The sequence below is a fragment of the Maribacter sp. 4G9 genome (assembly GCF_002742265.1).
Lineage (GTDB): Bacteria > Bacteroidota > Bacteroidia > Flavobacteriales > Flavobacteriaceae > Maribacter.
In genome coordinates this window covers 13611-28752 of record NZ_MDGL01000181.1, presented here as the reverse complement: position 1 = coordinate 28752, position 15142 = coordinate 13611, and the positions used below count along the sequence as shown (strand labels likewise).

18 protein-coding genes are annotated in these 15142 nt (G+C 43.7%); 12 read left to right on the top strand and 6 right to left on the bottom strand.

Annotated elements, in window-relative coordinates; translation table 11 throughout:
• Positions 1–26: 26 nt before the first annotated feature.
• Positions 27–455 (bottom strand): hypothetical protein, encoded by a 429-nt coding sequence (locus tag BFP75_RS19190; protein WP_099546946.1) that lies wholly within the window; start codon positions 453–455, stop codon positions 27–29.
• Between the two features lie 157 nt (positions 456–612).
• On the opposite strand from BFP75_RS19190, the gene BFP75_RS19185 reads away from it, so the two are divergent.
• Positions 613–1278: a uracil-DNA glycosylase gene (locus BFP75_RS19185; RefSeq protein WP_099546945.1), complete on the top strand. Its 666-nt coding sequence runs from the start codon at positions 613–615 to the stop codon at positions 1276–1278.
• A 58-nt stretch (positions 1279–1336) separates the two neighbouring features.
• Complete coding sequence (locus BFP75_RS19180; protein ID WP_165776641.1) at positions 1337–1768, top strand: response regulator; 432 nt, start codon at positions 1337–1339, stop codon at positions 1766–1768.
• Here the strand turns inward: BFP75_RS19180 and BFP75_RS19175 are convergent.
• From BFP75_RS19175 to BFP75_RS19155, 5 genes are all read right to left on the bottom strand, one after another.
• Positions 1765–2616 carry a substrate-binding domain-containing protein gene (locus BFP75_RS19175; RefSeq protein WP_099546943.1) on the bottom strand — a complete coding sequence of 284 codons (852 nt, stop codon included), beginning with the start codon at positions 2614–2616 and terminating at the stop codon, positions 1765–1767. The genes BFP75_RS19180 and BFP75_RS19175 overlap by 4 nt on opposite strands.
• Positions 2613–3485: a nucleoside phosphorylase gene (locus BFP75_RS19170; RefSeq protein ID WP_099546942.1), complete on the bottom strand. Its 873-nt coding sequence runs from the start codon at positions 3483–3485 to the stop codon at positions 2613–2615. The genes BFP75_RS19175 and BFP75_RS19170 overlap by 4 nt, the downstream gene beginning before the upstream one ends.
• A 1-nt stretch (position 3486) precedes the next feature.
• Positions 3487–4419: a DUF1835 domain-containing protein gene (locus BFP75_RS19165; protein WP_099546941.1), complete on the bottom strand. Its 933-nt coding sequence runs from the start codon at positions 4417–4419 to the stop codon at positions 3487–3489.
• A gap of 113 nt (positions 4420–4532) precedes the next feature.
• A complete protein-coding gene (locus tag BFP75_RS19160; RefSeq protein WP_099546940.1) occupies positions 4533–4859 on the bottom strand; it encodes a translation initiation factor in 327 nt (108 codons plus the stop codon).
• A gap of 2 nt (positions 4860–4861) precedes the next feature.
• On the bottom strand, positions 4862–5812 hold the full coding sequence (locus BFP75_RS19155; protein ID WP_099546939.1) for an isopenicillin N synthase family dioxygenase: 951 nt from the start codon (positions 5810–5812) through the stop codon (positions 4862–4864).
• 124 nt (positions 5813–5936) lie between these two features.
• On the opposite strand from BFP75_RS19155, the gene BFP75_RS19150 reads away from it, so the two are divergent.
• The 10 genes from BFP75_RS19150 (at position 5937) to BFP75_RS19105 (ending at position 14998) form a co-directional block, all read left to right on the top strand.
• Positions 5937–7913 (top strand): thiamine pyrophosphate-dependent enzyme, encoded by a 1977-nt coding sequence (locus BFP75_RS19150; RefSeq protein ID WP_240531845.1) that lies wholly within the window; start codon positions 5937–5939, stop codon positions 7911–7913.
• A gap of 144 nt (positions 7914–8057) precedes the next feature.
• Positions 8058–8540 (top strand): lipocalin family protein, encoded by a 483-nt coding sequence (locus BFP75_RS19145; RefSeq protein WP_099546938.1) that lies wholly within the window; start codon positions 8058–8060, stop codon positions 8538–8540.
• 25 nt (positions 8541–8565) lie between these two features.
• Positions 8566–9261, top strand: a complete 696-nt coding sequence (locus BFP75_RS19140) for an OmpA family protein (RefSeq protein WP_099546937.1) — start codon at positions 8566–8568, stop codon at positions 9259–9261.
• Between the two features lie 73 nt (positions 9262–9334).
• A complete protein-coding gene (locus tag BFP75_RS19135; protein ID WP_099546936.1) occupies positions 9335–10459 on the top strand; it encodes an NAD(P)/FAD-dependent oxidoreductase in 1125 nt (374 codons plus the stop codon).
• Complete coding sequence (locus BFP75_RS19130) at positions 10456–11169, top strand: methyltransferase domain-containing protein (RefSeq protein ID WP_240531844.1); 714 nt, start codon at positions 10456–10458, stop codon at positions 11167–11169. The genes BFP75_RS19135 and BFP75_RS19130 overlap by 4 nt, the downstream gene beginning before the upstream one ends.
• Positions 11166–12221, top strand: coding sequence for a type III polyketide synthase (locus BFP75_RS19125; protein WP_099546935.1), 1056 nt, complete (start codon positions 11166–11168; stop codon positions 12219–12221). The genes BFP75_RS19130 and BFP75_RS19125 overlap by 4 nt, the downstream gene beginning before the upstream one ends.
• Before the next feature lie 20 nt (positions 12222–12241).
• On the top strand, positions 12242–13021 hold the full coding sequence (locus tag BFP75_RS19120; RefSeq protein ID WP_099546962.1) for an enoyl-ACP reductase: 780 nt from the start codon (positions 12242–12244) through the stop codon (positions 13019–13021).
• A 3-nt stretch (positions 13022–13024) separates the two neighbouring features.
• Positions 13025–13474, top strand: coding sequence for a 3-hydroxyacyl-ACP dehydratase FabZ family protein (locus tag BFP75_RS19115; protein ID WP_099546934.1), 450 nt, complete (start codon positions 13025–13027; stop codon positions 13472–13474).
• Positions 13467–14741 (top strand): beta-ketoacyl-[acyl-carrier-protein] synthase family protein, encoded by a 1275-nt coding sequence (locus tag BFP75_RS19110; RefSeq protein WP_099546933.1) that lies wholly within the window; start codon positions 13467–13469, stop codon positions 14739–14741. Before BFP75_RS19115 ends, BFP75_RS19110 begins: the two co-directional genes overlap by 8 nt.
• Positions 14742–14746: 5 nt before the next feature.
• Positions 14747–14998 carry an acyl carrier protein gene (locus BFP75_RS19105; RefSeq protein WP_099546932.1) on the top strand — a complete coding sequence of 84 codons (252 nt, stop codon included), beginning with the start codon at positions 14747–14749 and terminating at the stop codon, positions 14996–14998.
• Positions 14999–15142 lie beyond the last annotated feature (144 nt).

Below are 15142 nucleotides of genomic sequence, written 5' to 3'. Positions count from 1 at the left end.
CAAAAGACAAAAATTGATTCGGAGAATTAGTTCGCCTCGGAAGTGGCGGCCCAAATGTCCTCTTGTTCCCTCGAAGGTTCCAAAATAGGCTGAATTTGGGGCTTGATCCGCACGTATTCCTGAAAGCGATAGGATTCCAGCACATCGGCCATGGCCATGGTCTCCTTGCTCGAGAGTTGCTTTAACAGCTCGTATTTGGCCTTGGGAGAAAGGGTGTCATCTTCCTCAATGGCCTTCCTCTTAACCAGGAATTTAGCGACGGTTCCTTGGAATTCAAGGGCTTGATCCATACCCATGACCAGACGGGGCTGATACTTTGCTGTAATATCTACGGCCTCTGAACGGATTTTACCGTTGATTTTAAGCGCATATAGGGTTTGGCCCGAAACATGAAAAGAGAAGAAAACGGCAATTACTGTGCTTAATACCGTCTTCACTACAAAGTTTTTCTTCATAACAAACAAGATATTAATGAGTTACAAATTTAATAACTACATTGTTTTTTGTCAAGTGGAAGTCTTGAAATCCAATGATTTTATCGCAATCAAACACCCTTGACTTGCCCTTCAAGGAATATACGCCTAGCTTTGTAAAAAGTAGATAAACGCACCTATGGACGTACAGATGGAATCGGGTTGGAAATCGCAACTGCAACCTGAATTTGAAAAAACCTATTTTAAGGCCCTGACGGAATTTGTAAAAAGGGAATATGCGCAAAATACCTGTTATCCAAAGGGTTCTGACATATTTGCCGCATTTGGCCATTGCCCATTTGAAACTACCAAGGTCGTCATCCTGGGGCAGGACCCCTACCACGGACCGGGACAGGCAAACGGGCTCTGTTTTTCGGTAGCGGAGGGAATTCCGCATCCTCCTTCCTTGGTCAATATTTTCAAGGAAATTGAGACGGACGTACAAAAACCGTATCCCAAAAGCGGTAATTTGGAACGATGGGCGGACCAAGGGGTACTCCTGTTGAATGCAAGCCTTACGGTGCGTGCGCATGAAGCGGGAAGTCACCAGGGAAAGGGTTGGGAAACATTTACGGATGCCGTTATCAGGACCTTGTCCGAGCAGAAAGAAAACATCGTCTTTTTATTGTGGGGAGGCTATGCTAAGAAAAAAGCGAGCCTGATCGATGGTAAAAGGCATCGGATACTAACTTCAGGTCATCCTTCTCCCCTAAGTGCCAACAGGGGTTATTGGTTTGGAAACCGACATTTTTCGAAATGCAATAAAATTTTATCGGATTTGGGCAATAAAACCATAGAATGGTAGGTTAATATTTTAATTTAAATAAGAAATTTCCTATATTCAAGTATTAAAACGAATGACGATGAAAAAATTTGAGCAACTTAACTCCATTTTGCTGATTGACGACGACGAGTCTAGCAATTTTCTTCATTCCATATTCATAAATAAACTAGGCCTTGATATAGAGATAAATACGGCCCTTAATGGTCAGGAAGGCTTGGATTTCATTATGAACAGGGGACTTGAGAAGCTTTCCTTGCCTTGTATGGTTATGCTGGATCTTAGAATGCCGGTAAAGGACGGCTGGGATTTCATGCGAATGTACGAGGAACAAGTGCCCCAAGAATTGAAAGAACAGTTGGCGATAATTTTGGTGACCATCAGCGACAATCAGGAGGACAGGGATAGGGCGGAGGCAAACCCCTATATTTTGGGTTATGCCCAAAAACCATTGTCAGATAGTACCTTTAAAAAACTTCTTGAAAAACATTTCAATGTAAAGGAGGCTGTCTAACCGTTTGCTAAATAACTATCCATTGGTAGTTTTTTATCGATCAATTTAAGTTCTAGGAGCGTATCCAAAACGTTTCCCAAAACATCTTTAGGAAGTTTTTTTTGGCTCCAATAGGTCAATGCCAACCATTCTTGAATATCTTCCAGTTTTTGGCCATATTTATTTGCCAAGGTTCTGTCAATACTGGGAATTTCCTTAAACTCTGTTGTATAAAGATTAATAACTTCTTTAATATGGTCTACGATGGACGGGTTTTCTTGTATAAATCCTGAGGTACCAACCAACATAAAACACGGCCAAGGTGTAGGGCAATCCCCCAGTCTTCTGAAAACACCTGCATCCACGATGGGTTTGGTAGTGAAATGTTCCCACATAAAATAATCGGCCGTGCCCTCGCTCAAACCTTTAATGGCACCGTCCAGGTTGTTGATGACCTCAAACTGTAAGATATTCGGGTCCCATCCCTCATTTTGGGCCTGCACAAAGGCCATTAAATGGCTACCGCTGCCATATCTACTGATTGCTGCCTTAGTGTCCCTTAAATCGCCTAATTTCTTGAAATCACTATTTGCGGAAACATGGACACCCCAGAGCAGGGGGGAGGCAATGAATTCCTGAATGATTTTGACCTGATTTCCCTCCGTAATACTTTTGACGATACCTTCCGTCAGTATAATGGCCATATCCGTCTGCCCATCGGCCAATAACTTGCACATTCTACCAGTTCCTTCGGGGATGTCTTCCCATTGCAAATCGATTCCACGGTCCTCAAAGGCACCTTCCTCAATGGCCAAATGCCAAGGAAGGTTGAAATGTTCCGGTACGCCTACAATTTTGACAGTCTTCAATCCGATGTTATTTTTTGAAGTGCAAAGGTAATCAGTTCTCGTACGGATGCTTCCGGATTTTTGGAAAATTCCCCGGTAACCCTGTTGGCAAGGATGCAATTTAGGGAGACGGCTTGGTGCCCCAGCAATTTTGAGAGCGCGTAAATGCCCGAAGTTTCCATTTCCAGATTGGTAATCTGCTTGTCCCGACACCTGAAATTGGAAATCGATTCAATAAAACCGTCCGTACTTGGCTCAAGTCGTAAAGTTCGTCCTTGAGGCCCATAAAATCCTGTATTGGTGGTGGTTATTCCCAATCGTATACGATTTGATTCAAATTTATTGGCCAAATCCCTATCGAATTCCACGATATAGGGCCTCGATTTTTTGGGTGACCAACCGGTCTGAAGGATAAATGCATTCTCCATTTCCATAAAATCCGAAAGTTCATTTTTGTAAAAATGCAAGAGTCCGTCAAAACCGATTGCCAACTCAGTAAGTATCCAAGAATCTATCGGTATTTCTGCCTGGATTGCACCAGAGGTGCCAATTCGGATAAATTTTAATCGTATACGATTTTTTTTGACCTTCCTTGTCTGAAAATCGATATTTACCAAGGCGTCCAATTCGTTTAGGACAATATCGATATTGTCAGTTCCTATGCCTGTGGAGATAACACTGATACGTTTACCGTTTAAGTGGCCCGTATGGGTGAGGAACTCGCGTTTTCCCTTTTTAATCTCAATGGAATCGAAATAATCGGATACTTCCGCAACACGATCGGGATCTCCTACCGTGATGATGGTTGTCGCAATGTCCGTTGGTATTAGATTGAGATGGTAAATGCTACCATCGGCATTAAGGATAAGCTCAGATGGGCTTAAGCGCATTCTAGAGTTTTAAGATCCTGTTGGAATCGGTATTATATAGGAAATCGTATTTCAAGGCGCCGCCCAGATACACATCATTATCTTGTATGCAGGAATAATAACTGGTCTGTCCATCGAGGATTTCCTTTCCTTTTTTGGTCAACCGCACAGGGTTTAAGGAAGAAAACAATGGTTTTAATCTTTGTAAGGCCCTTTCATATTGGGTATCCCCAAAACCCAAGTTCCCTTGATTTTGCAAAATAGTGCCCAAAAACTCACTTTTTGACTTTGGCTTTTTATCAATGGCCAATTGCAAAATATTATTCTCCATGTCGTTTAGGCCATTGGCAATGCTCGGGAAACGTTTTAGATGTGTTCTAACTGCATCGCCAAGATAGTCAAAGTTGTAATCATTGAAATCCGTAAGGTTTTCCAGGCGGATTGGGTTGTTGCTGCAATAAAGCTGCCATACATAATCTGCGTATTCCACATCATCCTGGTTCAGCACTACTTTTTTCTCGTATAAATCCAATAGCTGTTCGTCCGAAAGTTCATTAAGCGAGAATAATTTATCAGTATCGTCCTCCTTACCACTACAAACCAAGGAAATTTGGGCGTACCTTCTGTTGGCCAATAACCAGCTAATGACCGCAAGCATATTGACCTGACAAAACAAATCATACTCAAACCAAAGTACAATCTGGTCCTGCTGCTTATGATTGCAGAGGGACCGATATTCCTTAAGGGTTTTTTCTATAAACCAGGATTTGGAAACCTTATAGTTTTTATGCAAAAATTCAAACCTGGTCTTCCAAAAGGATTCGCTTCCAACGGTTGTAAGCGTCTTACCTTCGCAAAGCATCTCACGCCACGTGATGATGTCGCCTTTTAGATTCAACTTCTTAAGACGCTCCGTAAATGCGTCTCCATTGGTGATGTGTAGAAGGGAACTCATTTTCTGATAGTGGTTTAGGTTGAACAGTTAAAAGTACGGTTTAATGTAAAAAAACAAAAGATTTTAACAGAAAAAGACGCAACCTATTTGGTATGGACGCATTCTATAAGGTTTTAACCTCCAACTCTTTTAACGTTAAAGCCCTTTTCCTTGAGGATTTCCATAATTTTGTCCCTATAATCCCCTTGTATAATTATTTGGTCATTTTTAAAGCTTCCGCCAACGCTAAGCCTTGTTTTTAGTTCCTTGGCCAGTTTTTTAAAGTCGGTATCCGCCCCGGTATATCCTTCGATGATGGTGATAGGTTTCCCCTTGCGCTTCTCGTACTTACATATCATGGGACTATCCTGAACCCAAAGGTCGCTTTTTTCCTCCTTTTCTGGGGATTCCTCAGGTTCATGGTCCGGGAATAGGTTTTTAAGTTGGTCTTTGAGGTCCATAACTACTTTTTAATCAGTCCCAACTCGATCAAGCGTTCATGGAGAAATTCACCGGCGGTGATGTCCTCGAACAATTTAGGATGTTCTTCATCTATACAGTTTTCTAGACAATTCAATGGCATTTCACTTATTGGGTGCATAAAAAACGGAACAGAGTATCGGGAAGTGCCCCATAATTCCCGTGGAGGGTTTACTACTTGGTGTATCGTGGATTTCAGTTTGTTGTTGGACAATCTGGAGAGCATATCGCCCACATTGATCATAAGCTCATCAGGCCTGGCAATGGCATCAACCCATTCGCCTTTATGGTTTTGCACCTGCAACCCTTTCCCGTGGGCGCCCATTAGTAAAGTAATTAGGTTAATGTCCCCATGTGCGGCTGCCCTTACCGCATTTTTAGGTTCGGAGGTGATAGGTGGGTAATGAATCGGCCTTAAAATAGAATTCCCGTTTTTTATGTATGCATCAAAATAGGTCTCCGTTAAATCCAAATGTATCGCCAAAGCCCTTAATACAAACTTGGCCGTCTTCTCAAGCATCTTATAGGTTTCCTTGCCTACCTCGTTGAATTTTGGAAGTTCCGCCACCATAACATTGTCCGGATACTCCTCCTTCAGCTTGGAATCATCCTCCACATACTGTCCAAAATGCCAAAATTCCTTAAGATCGCCTTCCTTTTTCCCTTTGGCATGTTCCTTTCCAAAAGAGGTATACCCGCGCTGGCCACCAATACCCTCAATTTCATAGGTATCCTTTATTTCTTGGGGAAGGTTGAAGAATTTTTTGATTTCGGAATAAAGCGCTTCCACCAAGGCATCGGACAAAAAATGCCCGCTTAGTGCTACAAATCCAATATTTTCAAAAGCTCCCCCAATTTCTTGCACAAACTTTTGTTTTCTTTTTGGGTCATCGGACAAAAAGTCCTTTAAATCAACACTTGGCACTAAACTCATTGGAAAATTTTTAAAATATACTACAAAGCTACAAATTCTTGCGTACACGCATCGTGTTATAAACACAACAAGGTGATTCGATTTTTGTTACATTTAAACCCGAATTAAAACTAATGTTCCCACTATGGATTTTAAAGGTTTTGAGGTAGCTGATGATGTTAAATTGAAATTGTACCGCGCCATGCTGAAACCTCGCATAATCGAGGAGAAGATGCTGATTCTATTGCGACAGGGAAAGATTTCCAAATGGTTCAGCGGTATTGGGCAGGAAGCGATTTCGGTAGGCGTTGCCGCTACCATGCAAAGCCATGAATATATCCTTCCCATGCACCGCAACCTTGGGGTTTTCACCACCCGGAACATTCCCCTGCACCGACTATTCTCCCAATGGCAGGGTAAAATGGGCGGTTTTACCAAGGGCAGGGACCGTAGTTTCCATTTTGGCACCCAGGAATTCAAGATAATAGGAATGATATCACACCTAGGACCGCAACTGGGTGTGGCAGACGGTATAGCCCTAGCCCATAAATTACGTAAAGAAAAAAGCGTGACGGCCGTCTTTACGGGAGAAGGAGCGACCAGTGAGGGTGATTTCCACGAAGCATTGAACGTGGCCGCCGTGTGGGATTTGCCCGTAATTTTCTGCGTTGAAAATAATGGCTACGGCCTATCCACACCTACAAACGAACAATACCGCTGCGTGCATATTGCGGATAAGGGTATAGGCTATGGCATGGAATCCCACGTAATCGATGGCAACAATATTCTTGAAGTGTTCTCAAAGGTAAACGAACTCTGTACCGATATTCGAGAGAATCCGCGTCCCGTATTGTTGGAATTCAAAACGTTCAGAATGAGGGGACACGAAGAAGCGAGTGGCACCAAATATGTTCCGGAAGAATTAATGGAAATCTGGGCGGCCAAGGATCCCCTAGACAACTACGCCAAATATCTTATGGATACCGGTTTACTGAGCGAAGAAACGGATACATCGTATAGAGCGCAGATAACCCAGGAAATTGACGATAACCTTCAACAGGCGTTTCAAGAGACGTCGATTGCAGGAAATGTAAGTAATGAATTAAACGATGTATATCAAGAATTTGATTACAAGGAAGTTATACCACTTATTCATAAACGGAATATCCGTTTTGTAGATGCTATTTCACAAGGTTTGAAATCGGCTATGGAAAAACATGACAACCTGGTCATTATGGGTCAGGATGTAGCGGAATACGGAGGGGTGTTTAAAATTACGGAAGGTTTTGTGGAGGCCTTTGGAAAGGAAAGAGTAAGAAATACGCCTATTTGTGAATCGGCCATCATCTCAACGGCCATGGGCTTATCCATTAATGGAATGAAGTCCGTCGTGGAGATGCAATTTGCTGATTTTGTTAGTAGCGGTTTTAATCCTATCGTCAATTATTTGGCGAAAAGTCACTATAGATGGGGCGAAAAGGCCGATGTCGTCATTAGAATGCCCTGTGGGGCCGGGGTGGGGGCCGGACCCTTCCATTCACAGACCAACGAAGCCTGGTTCACAAAAACGCCAGGATTGAAAGTCGTTTATCCCGCTTTTCCCTCCGATGCAAAAGGGCTTTTGGCCACCGCCATCGAGGACCCCAATCCGGTACTTTACTTTGAACACAAAGGGCTATACCGCAGTATCTATGAAGATGTACCCGTCAACCCTTTCTCGATACCCTTTGGAAAAGCAAACCTATTGAAATCCGGTAAGGATATAACCATTGTTACTTACGGGGCCGGGGTGCACTGGTCCTTGGAAACCTTGGACAAGCATGCGGATATCAGTGCGGATCTTCTAGATCTGAGAACCTTACAACCTTTGGATACCGACGCTATCTATGCTTCCGTGAAAAAGACGGGGAAACTCATTATTTTACAGGAGGACAGCCTATTTGGTGGTATCTCCGGCGATATTTCCGCTTTGGTTATGGAAAATTGTTTCCGGTACTTGGACGGTCCCGTCAAAAGGGTGGCAAGCTTGGATACTCCCATACCTTTCAATACCGGCTTGGAACAACAGTACCTATCCAGGTCCAGATTCGAACAAGCGCTTTTGGATTTGCTATCGTTTTAGTGTTTCCGTCAACAATAAATTGAATCGGGCGAACCTCATTTCTGGCTTTGCCCAATCTTTGTAGTAATAAAATCACCATTACCCGTAATACATCCAAAAGTATGGTTGGCACCGTATATAGGGTAATCTAAAACAAAGAAATTTATGAAGAAAGTAATAGCTCTTACAGGGGTTTTTGCAATTTTGCTAGCCTCTTGTTCCATTTCCAAGGATGCCCGATCAAAGCGTAACCTTCTTAGTGGCACCTGGTCCTTGAACGATGTCTCTTTTGAAAACAATACCGGTAATTTTAAGGCAGTCCTTTTCAACGATGTCGAAGATATCTGCCTTGAAGGAAGTGAGTGGTTCTTTAGGGACAATAATAGCACCGGAAGGTATACGATTTCTCCATCCACCCTTTGTAACGGTGGGGATAGGTATATCCGTTGGTCCGTTGTGGGGCGAGCGGAAAACTATAACAGTCAATTGCAGTTTAAGTTCATTGACGAAAAAAACAAGGACATATCCGGAGGTTTGGGTTACCGACTCACTATTGAAAATCTTACGGAAAATACGATGACCTTAAAATCCAATGTCCAGGTGGATGGTGCCCCTATGACCGTAGTATACAGTTTTACAAAGAAATAAATCCCCAACAAATAAATACAATAAAATGAAATCAAAATTATTAAGAAATACAAGTTATGTTCTGACCTTGGCTATGGTCATGAGCTGTAGTACGGTAAAAAATGCCAATAAGACACAAAAAGGGGCCGCAATAGGTGCTGTTGGCGGTGCAGTTATTGGAGGTGTTATTGGAAACAACGTAGGAAACGGAAACAATACGGCCCTAGGTGCCATCTTGGGGGCTGCCATAGGAGGAGCTGCCGGTGGTTATATTGGAAACCGCATGGACAGACAGGGGGAACGCATTGAAGAGGAAATCCCCGGAGCGGAGGTAAAACGTGTTGGCGAAGGTATCAACGTTACCTTCAATCAAGACGCAGGTGTTTATTTTGATACGAATAAGTCCGATGTAAAAGGTACTTCTGCAAGTACTTTGGATAAATTGGCCGGTATTTTCAAGGAATATCCTAAATCCAATATATTGGTGGAAGGCCATACCGATAGTGCCGGGTCAGACGAGTACAATATGAAGCTTTCCGAGCAACGGGCGACCTCGGTTACCAATTATTTGATATCCAAGGGCATTGACCCTACAAGGTTTACCACCAAGTGGTATGGGGAAAACCAACCCGTTGGCGACAACAATACCGTTGAAGGTAAAACCCAGAACAGAAGGGTAGAGCTGGCCATCATTGCGAGCGAAGAATTGAAGGAAGAAGCCGTGCAACAAACAAAAGGTTAGATTTTGTTTAGCGTAAAAAATTTAATCCCTGCCTCGTGCAGGGATTTTTTTTTGGTTTGCGTAACTTCAACAAGTGAACGAACATCAAATAGGTATTGTAGGGGGAGGTTTGGCCGGTCTTACGGCGGCCTTGGCACTTTCCCGCCATGGGTATGATATCGCTGTCTTTGAATCCGTTCCATATCCGCACCATAAAGTCTGTGGCGAGTATCTCTCCAATGAAATCCTACCGTATCTAGATGCATTGGACATAAATCTGTTTGCCGCCGGTGGTAAGGCGATTACCAGATTCGAAATTAGCAGTATTCAAGGAAAAAAGGCGGAATGCCAATTGCCTCTGGGTGGTGTGGGCATTAGTAGGTATGCCATCGATCATTTGCTCTACCAAACCGCCAAACAACGTAAGGTTACCTTTTATTTTGAAAAGGTTTCGGATATTCGGTTTGATGGAAAAGGGTTTACGGTGGTTAGCCGCCAAAGATCGGTCAGAGCTTCTATAGTAATCGGCGCCTACGGAAAACGGTCTGGGCTGGATAAGACCTTAAACCGCTCCTTTATTCAAAAAAAAACCGATTGGTTGGCCCTAAAAGTACATTATACGTATCCCGAATTCCCCGATGACCTTGTGGCACTACATAATTTTAAGGGGGGTTACGGGGGACTTTCCAATACGGAGAGCGGTCATGTCAATTTTTGTTATTTGGCCCAATACAAAGTATTCAAGGAGTTTAAGGAGGTATCTGCGTTCAATGAACGGATTGTGTCCCAAAACCCTCATTTGAGGGATTTTTTAAGGAAGGCCGAACCCATTTTCGAAGATTCCCTAAGCATCGGCCAAATATCCTTTGAATCCAAGGAACCCGTGGTAAACCATATATTGATGTGTGGGGATACGGCAGGATTGATACACCCATTATGCGGCAACGGAATGGCAATGGCCATTCATTCTGGAAAACTGGTTTCAGAATGCGTCCACGATTTTTTTAATGGCCGGCATAAAAAGCGACCTGACCTTGAAGAAGCCTATAAGAAGTCTTGGAACCAAAACTTCAAAGATAGGCTGCGCTACGGACGCATTTTTCAAAGATTGTTGTTGCAACCACAGTTATTGCATTGGGGCATTGCAACACTGGCACAATCAGAAACATGGCTCCAAAAAATGATTACAAAAACACACGGCAAAATAGTATCATCATGAGAGATATATCGGTCAGAAGTAGTCAAATAGAGCTCTTGGATGATTTTCAAGGTTCGCCAATGGAGCTGGAAGTACTCTTGGAAGATATCAATAGGGTCAACAGACTTTTAGGGGGAGTACATATCACCTCAAACGCCGTATTTAAGCTGATTCAAGAAAATAAAAAGGAATCGTATACGGTTTTGGATGTGGGCTGTTCCGATGGGGATATCCTACGAAAACTGGCCCTGAGAGCCAGAAAGGCCAATATTACCATCCAATTCATCGGACTTGACCTAAATGGGGAGGCCCTGGAAATCGCCAAGAAAAAATCCAGCTCATTTCCCGAAATATCGTATTTGGAAAGGGATGTATTTCTTTTGGAAAAATTGGAGGTGGACATTGTAATCACCATCTTGACCCTACACCATTTTCACAGTACCAAAATCCTACTTTTCTTGGAAAAGTTTGTAAAAATGGCCCGAATCGGTGTTATTATTAACGATTTGCATAGAAGTCTATGGGCCTATTATCTTTTTAAGTTGTTTAGTGTTATTTTTATTCATAGCTCCACTGCCAAACATGATGGCCTAATATCAATTTTAAGGGGGTTTAAAAAGAAAGAATTGCTAACTTTTTCCGACCAAGTGCCTGGGGTAGACTATCAAATTTCGTGGAAATGGGCTTTTAGGTACCGATGGATCCTTAGAAAAAGAGAGGAAAATATATGAATAGAACCAAAATAGTTACCGTTTCCAAAGCCTTGCCCGAATTTTCTAGCGAGACCAAGGATATCCTTCCCTTTGTTAACGAGTGGCTACGAGAACAAGATGAGCGGTTTCGCCGAAAAGTGGTGAAAATCTTTGAGGGTGCGGCCGTGGATAGACGTTACGGTATCATGCCCGTACAAGAGGTGTTCACGGGCACATCCTTCGAGGAAAAAAATAGGCTCTATGCCCAAGCTTCCAAAAAATTGGGAAGCGAGGCCCTAAGATCGGCTTTGGACAGCGCAGGTTGGTCCCCAGATTCCTTGGATTACATCATTACGGTAAGCTGTACGGGCATCATGATACCATCCTTGGACGCCTATTTGATCAATGAGCTGGGATTGCGTCAGGATGTGGTGCGACTTCCTGTAACGGAAATGGGTTGTGCGGCCGGAGTATCGGGATTGATCTATGCCCATAACTTTTTAAAAAGCAACCCCAACAAGCGCATAGCATTGGTCGCGGTTGAATGCCCCACGGCCACATTTCAACTGGACGATTACTCCATGGCCAATATGGTGAGCGCGGCCATTTTTGGGGACGGGGCCGCCTGTGTACTGCTCTCCTCCGAAGCGGAAGCACCGGGACCGGCAATTCTAGGGGAAGCCATGTTTCATTTTAGGAATGCGACACACCTTATGGGGTTCGACCTTGTAAATACGGGACTCAAAATGATTTTGGACCCGGCCGTGCCAGAAACGATTGCAACATTTTTTCCGGATATTGTCCATCCCTTTCTTGAAAAGCATGGGAGTGGAATCGAAAATGTGAACCATCTGATTTTTCATCCGGGGGGGCGTAAAATTGTCCAGACCGTTGAGGAACTTTTTGGTAGTTTGGGAAAGAATATAGACGATACCCGTGAGGTATTGCGCTTATATGGGAACATGAGCAGTGTAACCGTTTTGTATGTATTAAAACGATTTATGGATAGAAATATATCCGAAGGGGAACAGGGTATGGTACTTAGCTTTGGCCCTGGTTTTTCGGCACAACGGGTACTTTTAGGATGGTAGTGGATATTGTAAATTATACTATGGATACAAATTGGGCAATTATTTTAGGAGGAAGTAACGGTTTGGGTCTGGCAACCGCTAAAAAATTGGCCCAGCATGGTTTACATATTGTGGTCGTGCATAGGGACCGAAGAACGGACATGGGTTCCATAGAAGCCGAATTCAAGGGAATTTCTGCCGAAGGTGTCCTGTTCAAAGCATTTAATAAAGATGCTATCAACGCTGAAAAGCGTCAAGAATTGCTGACGGATATAGAGACCCTGCTTCCAGAAGGCCACAAAATCAAGGTTTTGGTCCATAGTATTGCCAAGGGAAACCTAAAACCGATGAATGCGGAAGGACAAACGGTACTCTCCCATCAAGATATTGAAATAACTTTTGAGGCCATGGCCCTCAGCCTCTATGATTGGACTAAGGAATTACACGAAAGAAAGTTGTTTCATGAGGATACCAGGATCATTGCCTTTACCAGTGAAGGAAATACAAGGGTCATGCCCGGCTATGGTGCGGTTTCCGTGGCGAAAGTGGCCTTGGAGGCCTTAACCCGAAATATTGCCCTGGAATTTGCGCCTGTGGGCATCAAGGCGAACTGTATACAGGCCGGGGTTACGCATACCAAGTCCCTCGCCATGATCCCCGGATATGAAAAGCTCGTGAAACATGCCTTAAAACGCAATCCCCAAGGCCGTTTAACTACCCCGGAAGATGTGGCGAATGCGGTTTTCCTAATGACCACGGAAGAGGCCAAATGGATTACGGGTACGATTATAAAGGTAGATGGCGGTGAAAGTTTGGTATAGCTTATGAAACAAAAAGAGATACTGGCACGACTACCGTACGAAAAACCCTTTTTGTTCGTGGATGAAATCCAGGAAGTAACTGAAGATGGGGCCAAGGGTTCCTTTACCTTCCATGATGGACTAGATTTTTACAAGGGGCATTTCAAAGGGAATCCTGTTACCCCAGGAGTCATACTGACCGAGTGCTGTGCGCAAATAGGGCTGGTCTGTTTGGGCATTTTTTTGGTCGGGGCAGCGGAATTGGAAGCATCCAATGTACTGATTGGTATGAGCAGTTCTGAAATGGAGTTCTTACAACCCGTGTTTCCAAGGGAAACCGTTACCGTGATTTCGCATAAAGTATACTTTCGATTTCAAAAATTAAAGTGCGAGGTCAAGATGTACAATTCCAACAAGGATTTGGTTTGCAAAGGTACCTTATCCGGAATGCTAAAAGTTTCGAAATATGGGTAGAAGGGTCGTTATCACAGGTTTGGGCGTTTGTGCCCCAAATGGCGTAGGTCTTGCCGATTTTACCAAAGCCCTCCATGATGGAAAAAGTGGCATACGCTTTCAATCCAAATTACAGGCCTTGGAATTTAGCTGTCAGATTGCCGGCGAACCCCTTATCAAGGCTAATCTTCTCGAACGTTATTTATCGCCCTTGCAATTACGGGGTCTCAACGCTACGGGACTGGTATATGGAATTATTGCAGGTAGGGACGCCTGGGCAGATGCCGGCCTTGAGCCCACTGCGGGCGCGAGTCCCAACTGGGACCATGGTATTATTTTTGGTACTGGCATGTCCGGGGCGGACAAGTTTAGGGATGCCATTTACCAAGTGGACAACAAGGAGGTACGGCGATTGGGCAGTACTACCGTTGTACAGACCATGACCAGTGGTATCAGTGCTTATTTAGGAGGGATGTTGGGCTGCGGAAATCAAGTAACCTCCAATTCTTCGGCCTGTACTACAGGTACCGAAAGCATTCTTATGGCCTACGACCGCATAGCATCTGGAAAGGCGGAAGTAATTTTAAGTGGCAGTTGTAGTGATAGCGGGCCCTATATTTGGGGTGGTTTCGATGCCATGCGCATCCTTCCCAGGGATTATAACGAAAACCCCAGTGCCGCCAGCAGGCCCATGAGCGCATCGGCCCAGGGGTTTGTGCCCGGTAGTGGGGCAGGGGCCTTGGTTTTGGAATCCTTGGAAAGTGCCCAAAAACGGGATGCCAAAATATACGCGGAAGTTTTGGGTGGCGAAGTAAATAGTGGGGGACAGATAGGTGAGGGATCCATGACCGCACCCAACAGTGAGGCGGTACAAAGATGTATAGTGAGGGCCGTTCAAAATGCAGGTATTGAACCCAAGGACATTGATACCATAAACGGTCATTTGACGGCAACGACAAAAGATGCCTTGGAAATTTCCAATTGGAGCGAGGCATTGGGTTTAAAAGGGGAAAGTTTTCCATTTATCAATTCCTTTAAGGGGATGATAGGACATTGTATATCGGCCGCAGGAAGTATTGAATGCGTCGGAAGCGTTCTTCAATTCGAAGAGGACGTCATTTTTGGGAATATCAATTGTGAAGACCTGCACCCCGGGATAACCGATATTATTTCGGGATCAAAAATTCCATTGAAAACGATGTCATACCGACCAAAAGTTATCGCAAAGGCCAGTTTCGGTTTTGGGGATGTCAATGCGTGTGTTATTTTTAGCGCCTATAATCCATAGTAACTATGCAAGAAGTTAAGAAATACCAAAAATTGAAGAACATCATTCAAGTTTACTTACCAGAGGATGTATCGGTAGATGAGATACGCCCATCAAGCAATTTCGTTTCGGAATTGAACATTAATTCTGCCAATTTGGTGGACATTATATTGGATGTGGAGGACGCCTTCGACATTCGTCTGGAAAATGAGGATATGAACCAGATGCAGACCGTTGCCGATGCATTACACATCATCAACAGCAAATTAAACGGCTGATTCTATGGACAGATTTATCGAATATGCAAAGGTGAAATTCAAGGTGGACAAAAGGCTGATTTTGATATACTGTTTGGTTTATTTAATTTGGGGTATGGGCATGAACTGGTTCGGTACCTAAATGGAAATCGCGCGTTTTACTTA

Bases quoted from the DNA above. Each gene is read 5' to 3' on its own strand.
- BFP75_RS19190 (WP_099546946.1), bottom strand. From the start codon at position 455: ATGAAGAAAAACTTTGTAGTGAAGACGGTATTAAGCACAGTAATTGCC.
- BFP75_RS19185 (WP_099546945.1), top strand. From the start codon at position 613: ATGGACGTACAGATGGAATCGGGTTGGAAATCGCAACTGCAACCTGAA.
- BFP75_RS19180 (WP_165776641.1), top strand. From the start codon at position 1,337: ATGAAAAAATTTGAGCAACTTAACTCCATTTTGCTGATTGACGACGAC.
- BFP75_RS19170 (WP_099546942.1), bottom strand. From the start codon at position 3,485: ATGCGCTTAAGCCCATCTGAGCTTATCCTTAATGCCGATGGTAGCATT.
- BFP75_RS19165 (WP_099546941.1), bottom strand. From the start codon at position 4,419: ATGAGTTCCCTTCTACACATCACCAATGGAGACGCATTTACGGAGCGT.
- BFP75_RS19160 (WP_099546940.1), bottom strand. From the start codon at position 4,859: ATGGACCTCAAAGACCAACTTAAAAACCTATTCCCGGACCATGAACCT.
- BFP75_RS19155 (WP_099546939.1), bottom strand. From the start codon at position 5,812: ATGAGTTTAGTGCCAAGTGTTGATTTAAAGGACTTTTTGTCCGATGAC.
- BFP75_RS19150 (WP_240531845.1), top strand. From the start codon at position 5,937: ATGGATTTTAAAGGTTTTGAGGTAGCTGATGATGTTAAATTGAAATTG.
- BFP75_RS19145 (WP_099546938.1), top strand. From the start codon at position 8,058: ATGAAGAAAGTAATAGCTCTTACAGGGGTTTTTGCAATTTTGCTAGCC.
- BFP75_RS19140 (WP_099546937.1), top strand. From the start codon at position 8,566: ATGAAATCAAAATTATTAAGAAATACAAGTTATGTTCTGACCTTGGCT.
- BFP75_RS19130 (WP_240531844.1), top strand. From the start codon at position 10,456: ATGAGAGATATATCGGTCAGAAGTAGTCAAATAGAGCTCTTGGATGAT.
- BFP75_RS19125 (WP_099546935.1), top strand. From the start codon at position 11,166: ATGAATAGAACCAAAATAGTTACCGTTTCCAAAGCCTTGCCCGAATTT.
- BFP75_RS19120 (WP_099546962.1), top strand. From the start codon at position 12,242: ATGGATACAAATTGGGCAATTATTTTAGGAGGAAGTAACGGTTTGGGT.
- BFP75_RS19115 (WP_099546934.1), top strand. From the start codon at position 13,025: ATGAAACAAAAAGAGATACTGGCACGACTACCGTACGAAAAACCCTTT.
- BFP75_RS19110 (WP_099546933.1), top strand. From the start codon at position 13,467: ATGGGTAGAAGGGTCGTTATCACAGGTTTGGGCGTTTGTGCCCCAAAT.
- BFP75_RS19105 (WP_099546932.1), top strand. From the start codon at position 14,747: ATGCAAGAAGTTAAGAAATACCAAAAATTGAAGAACATCATTCAAGTT.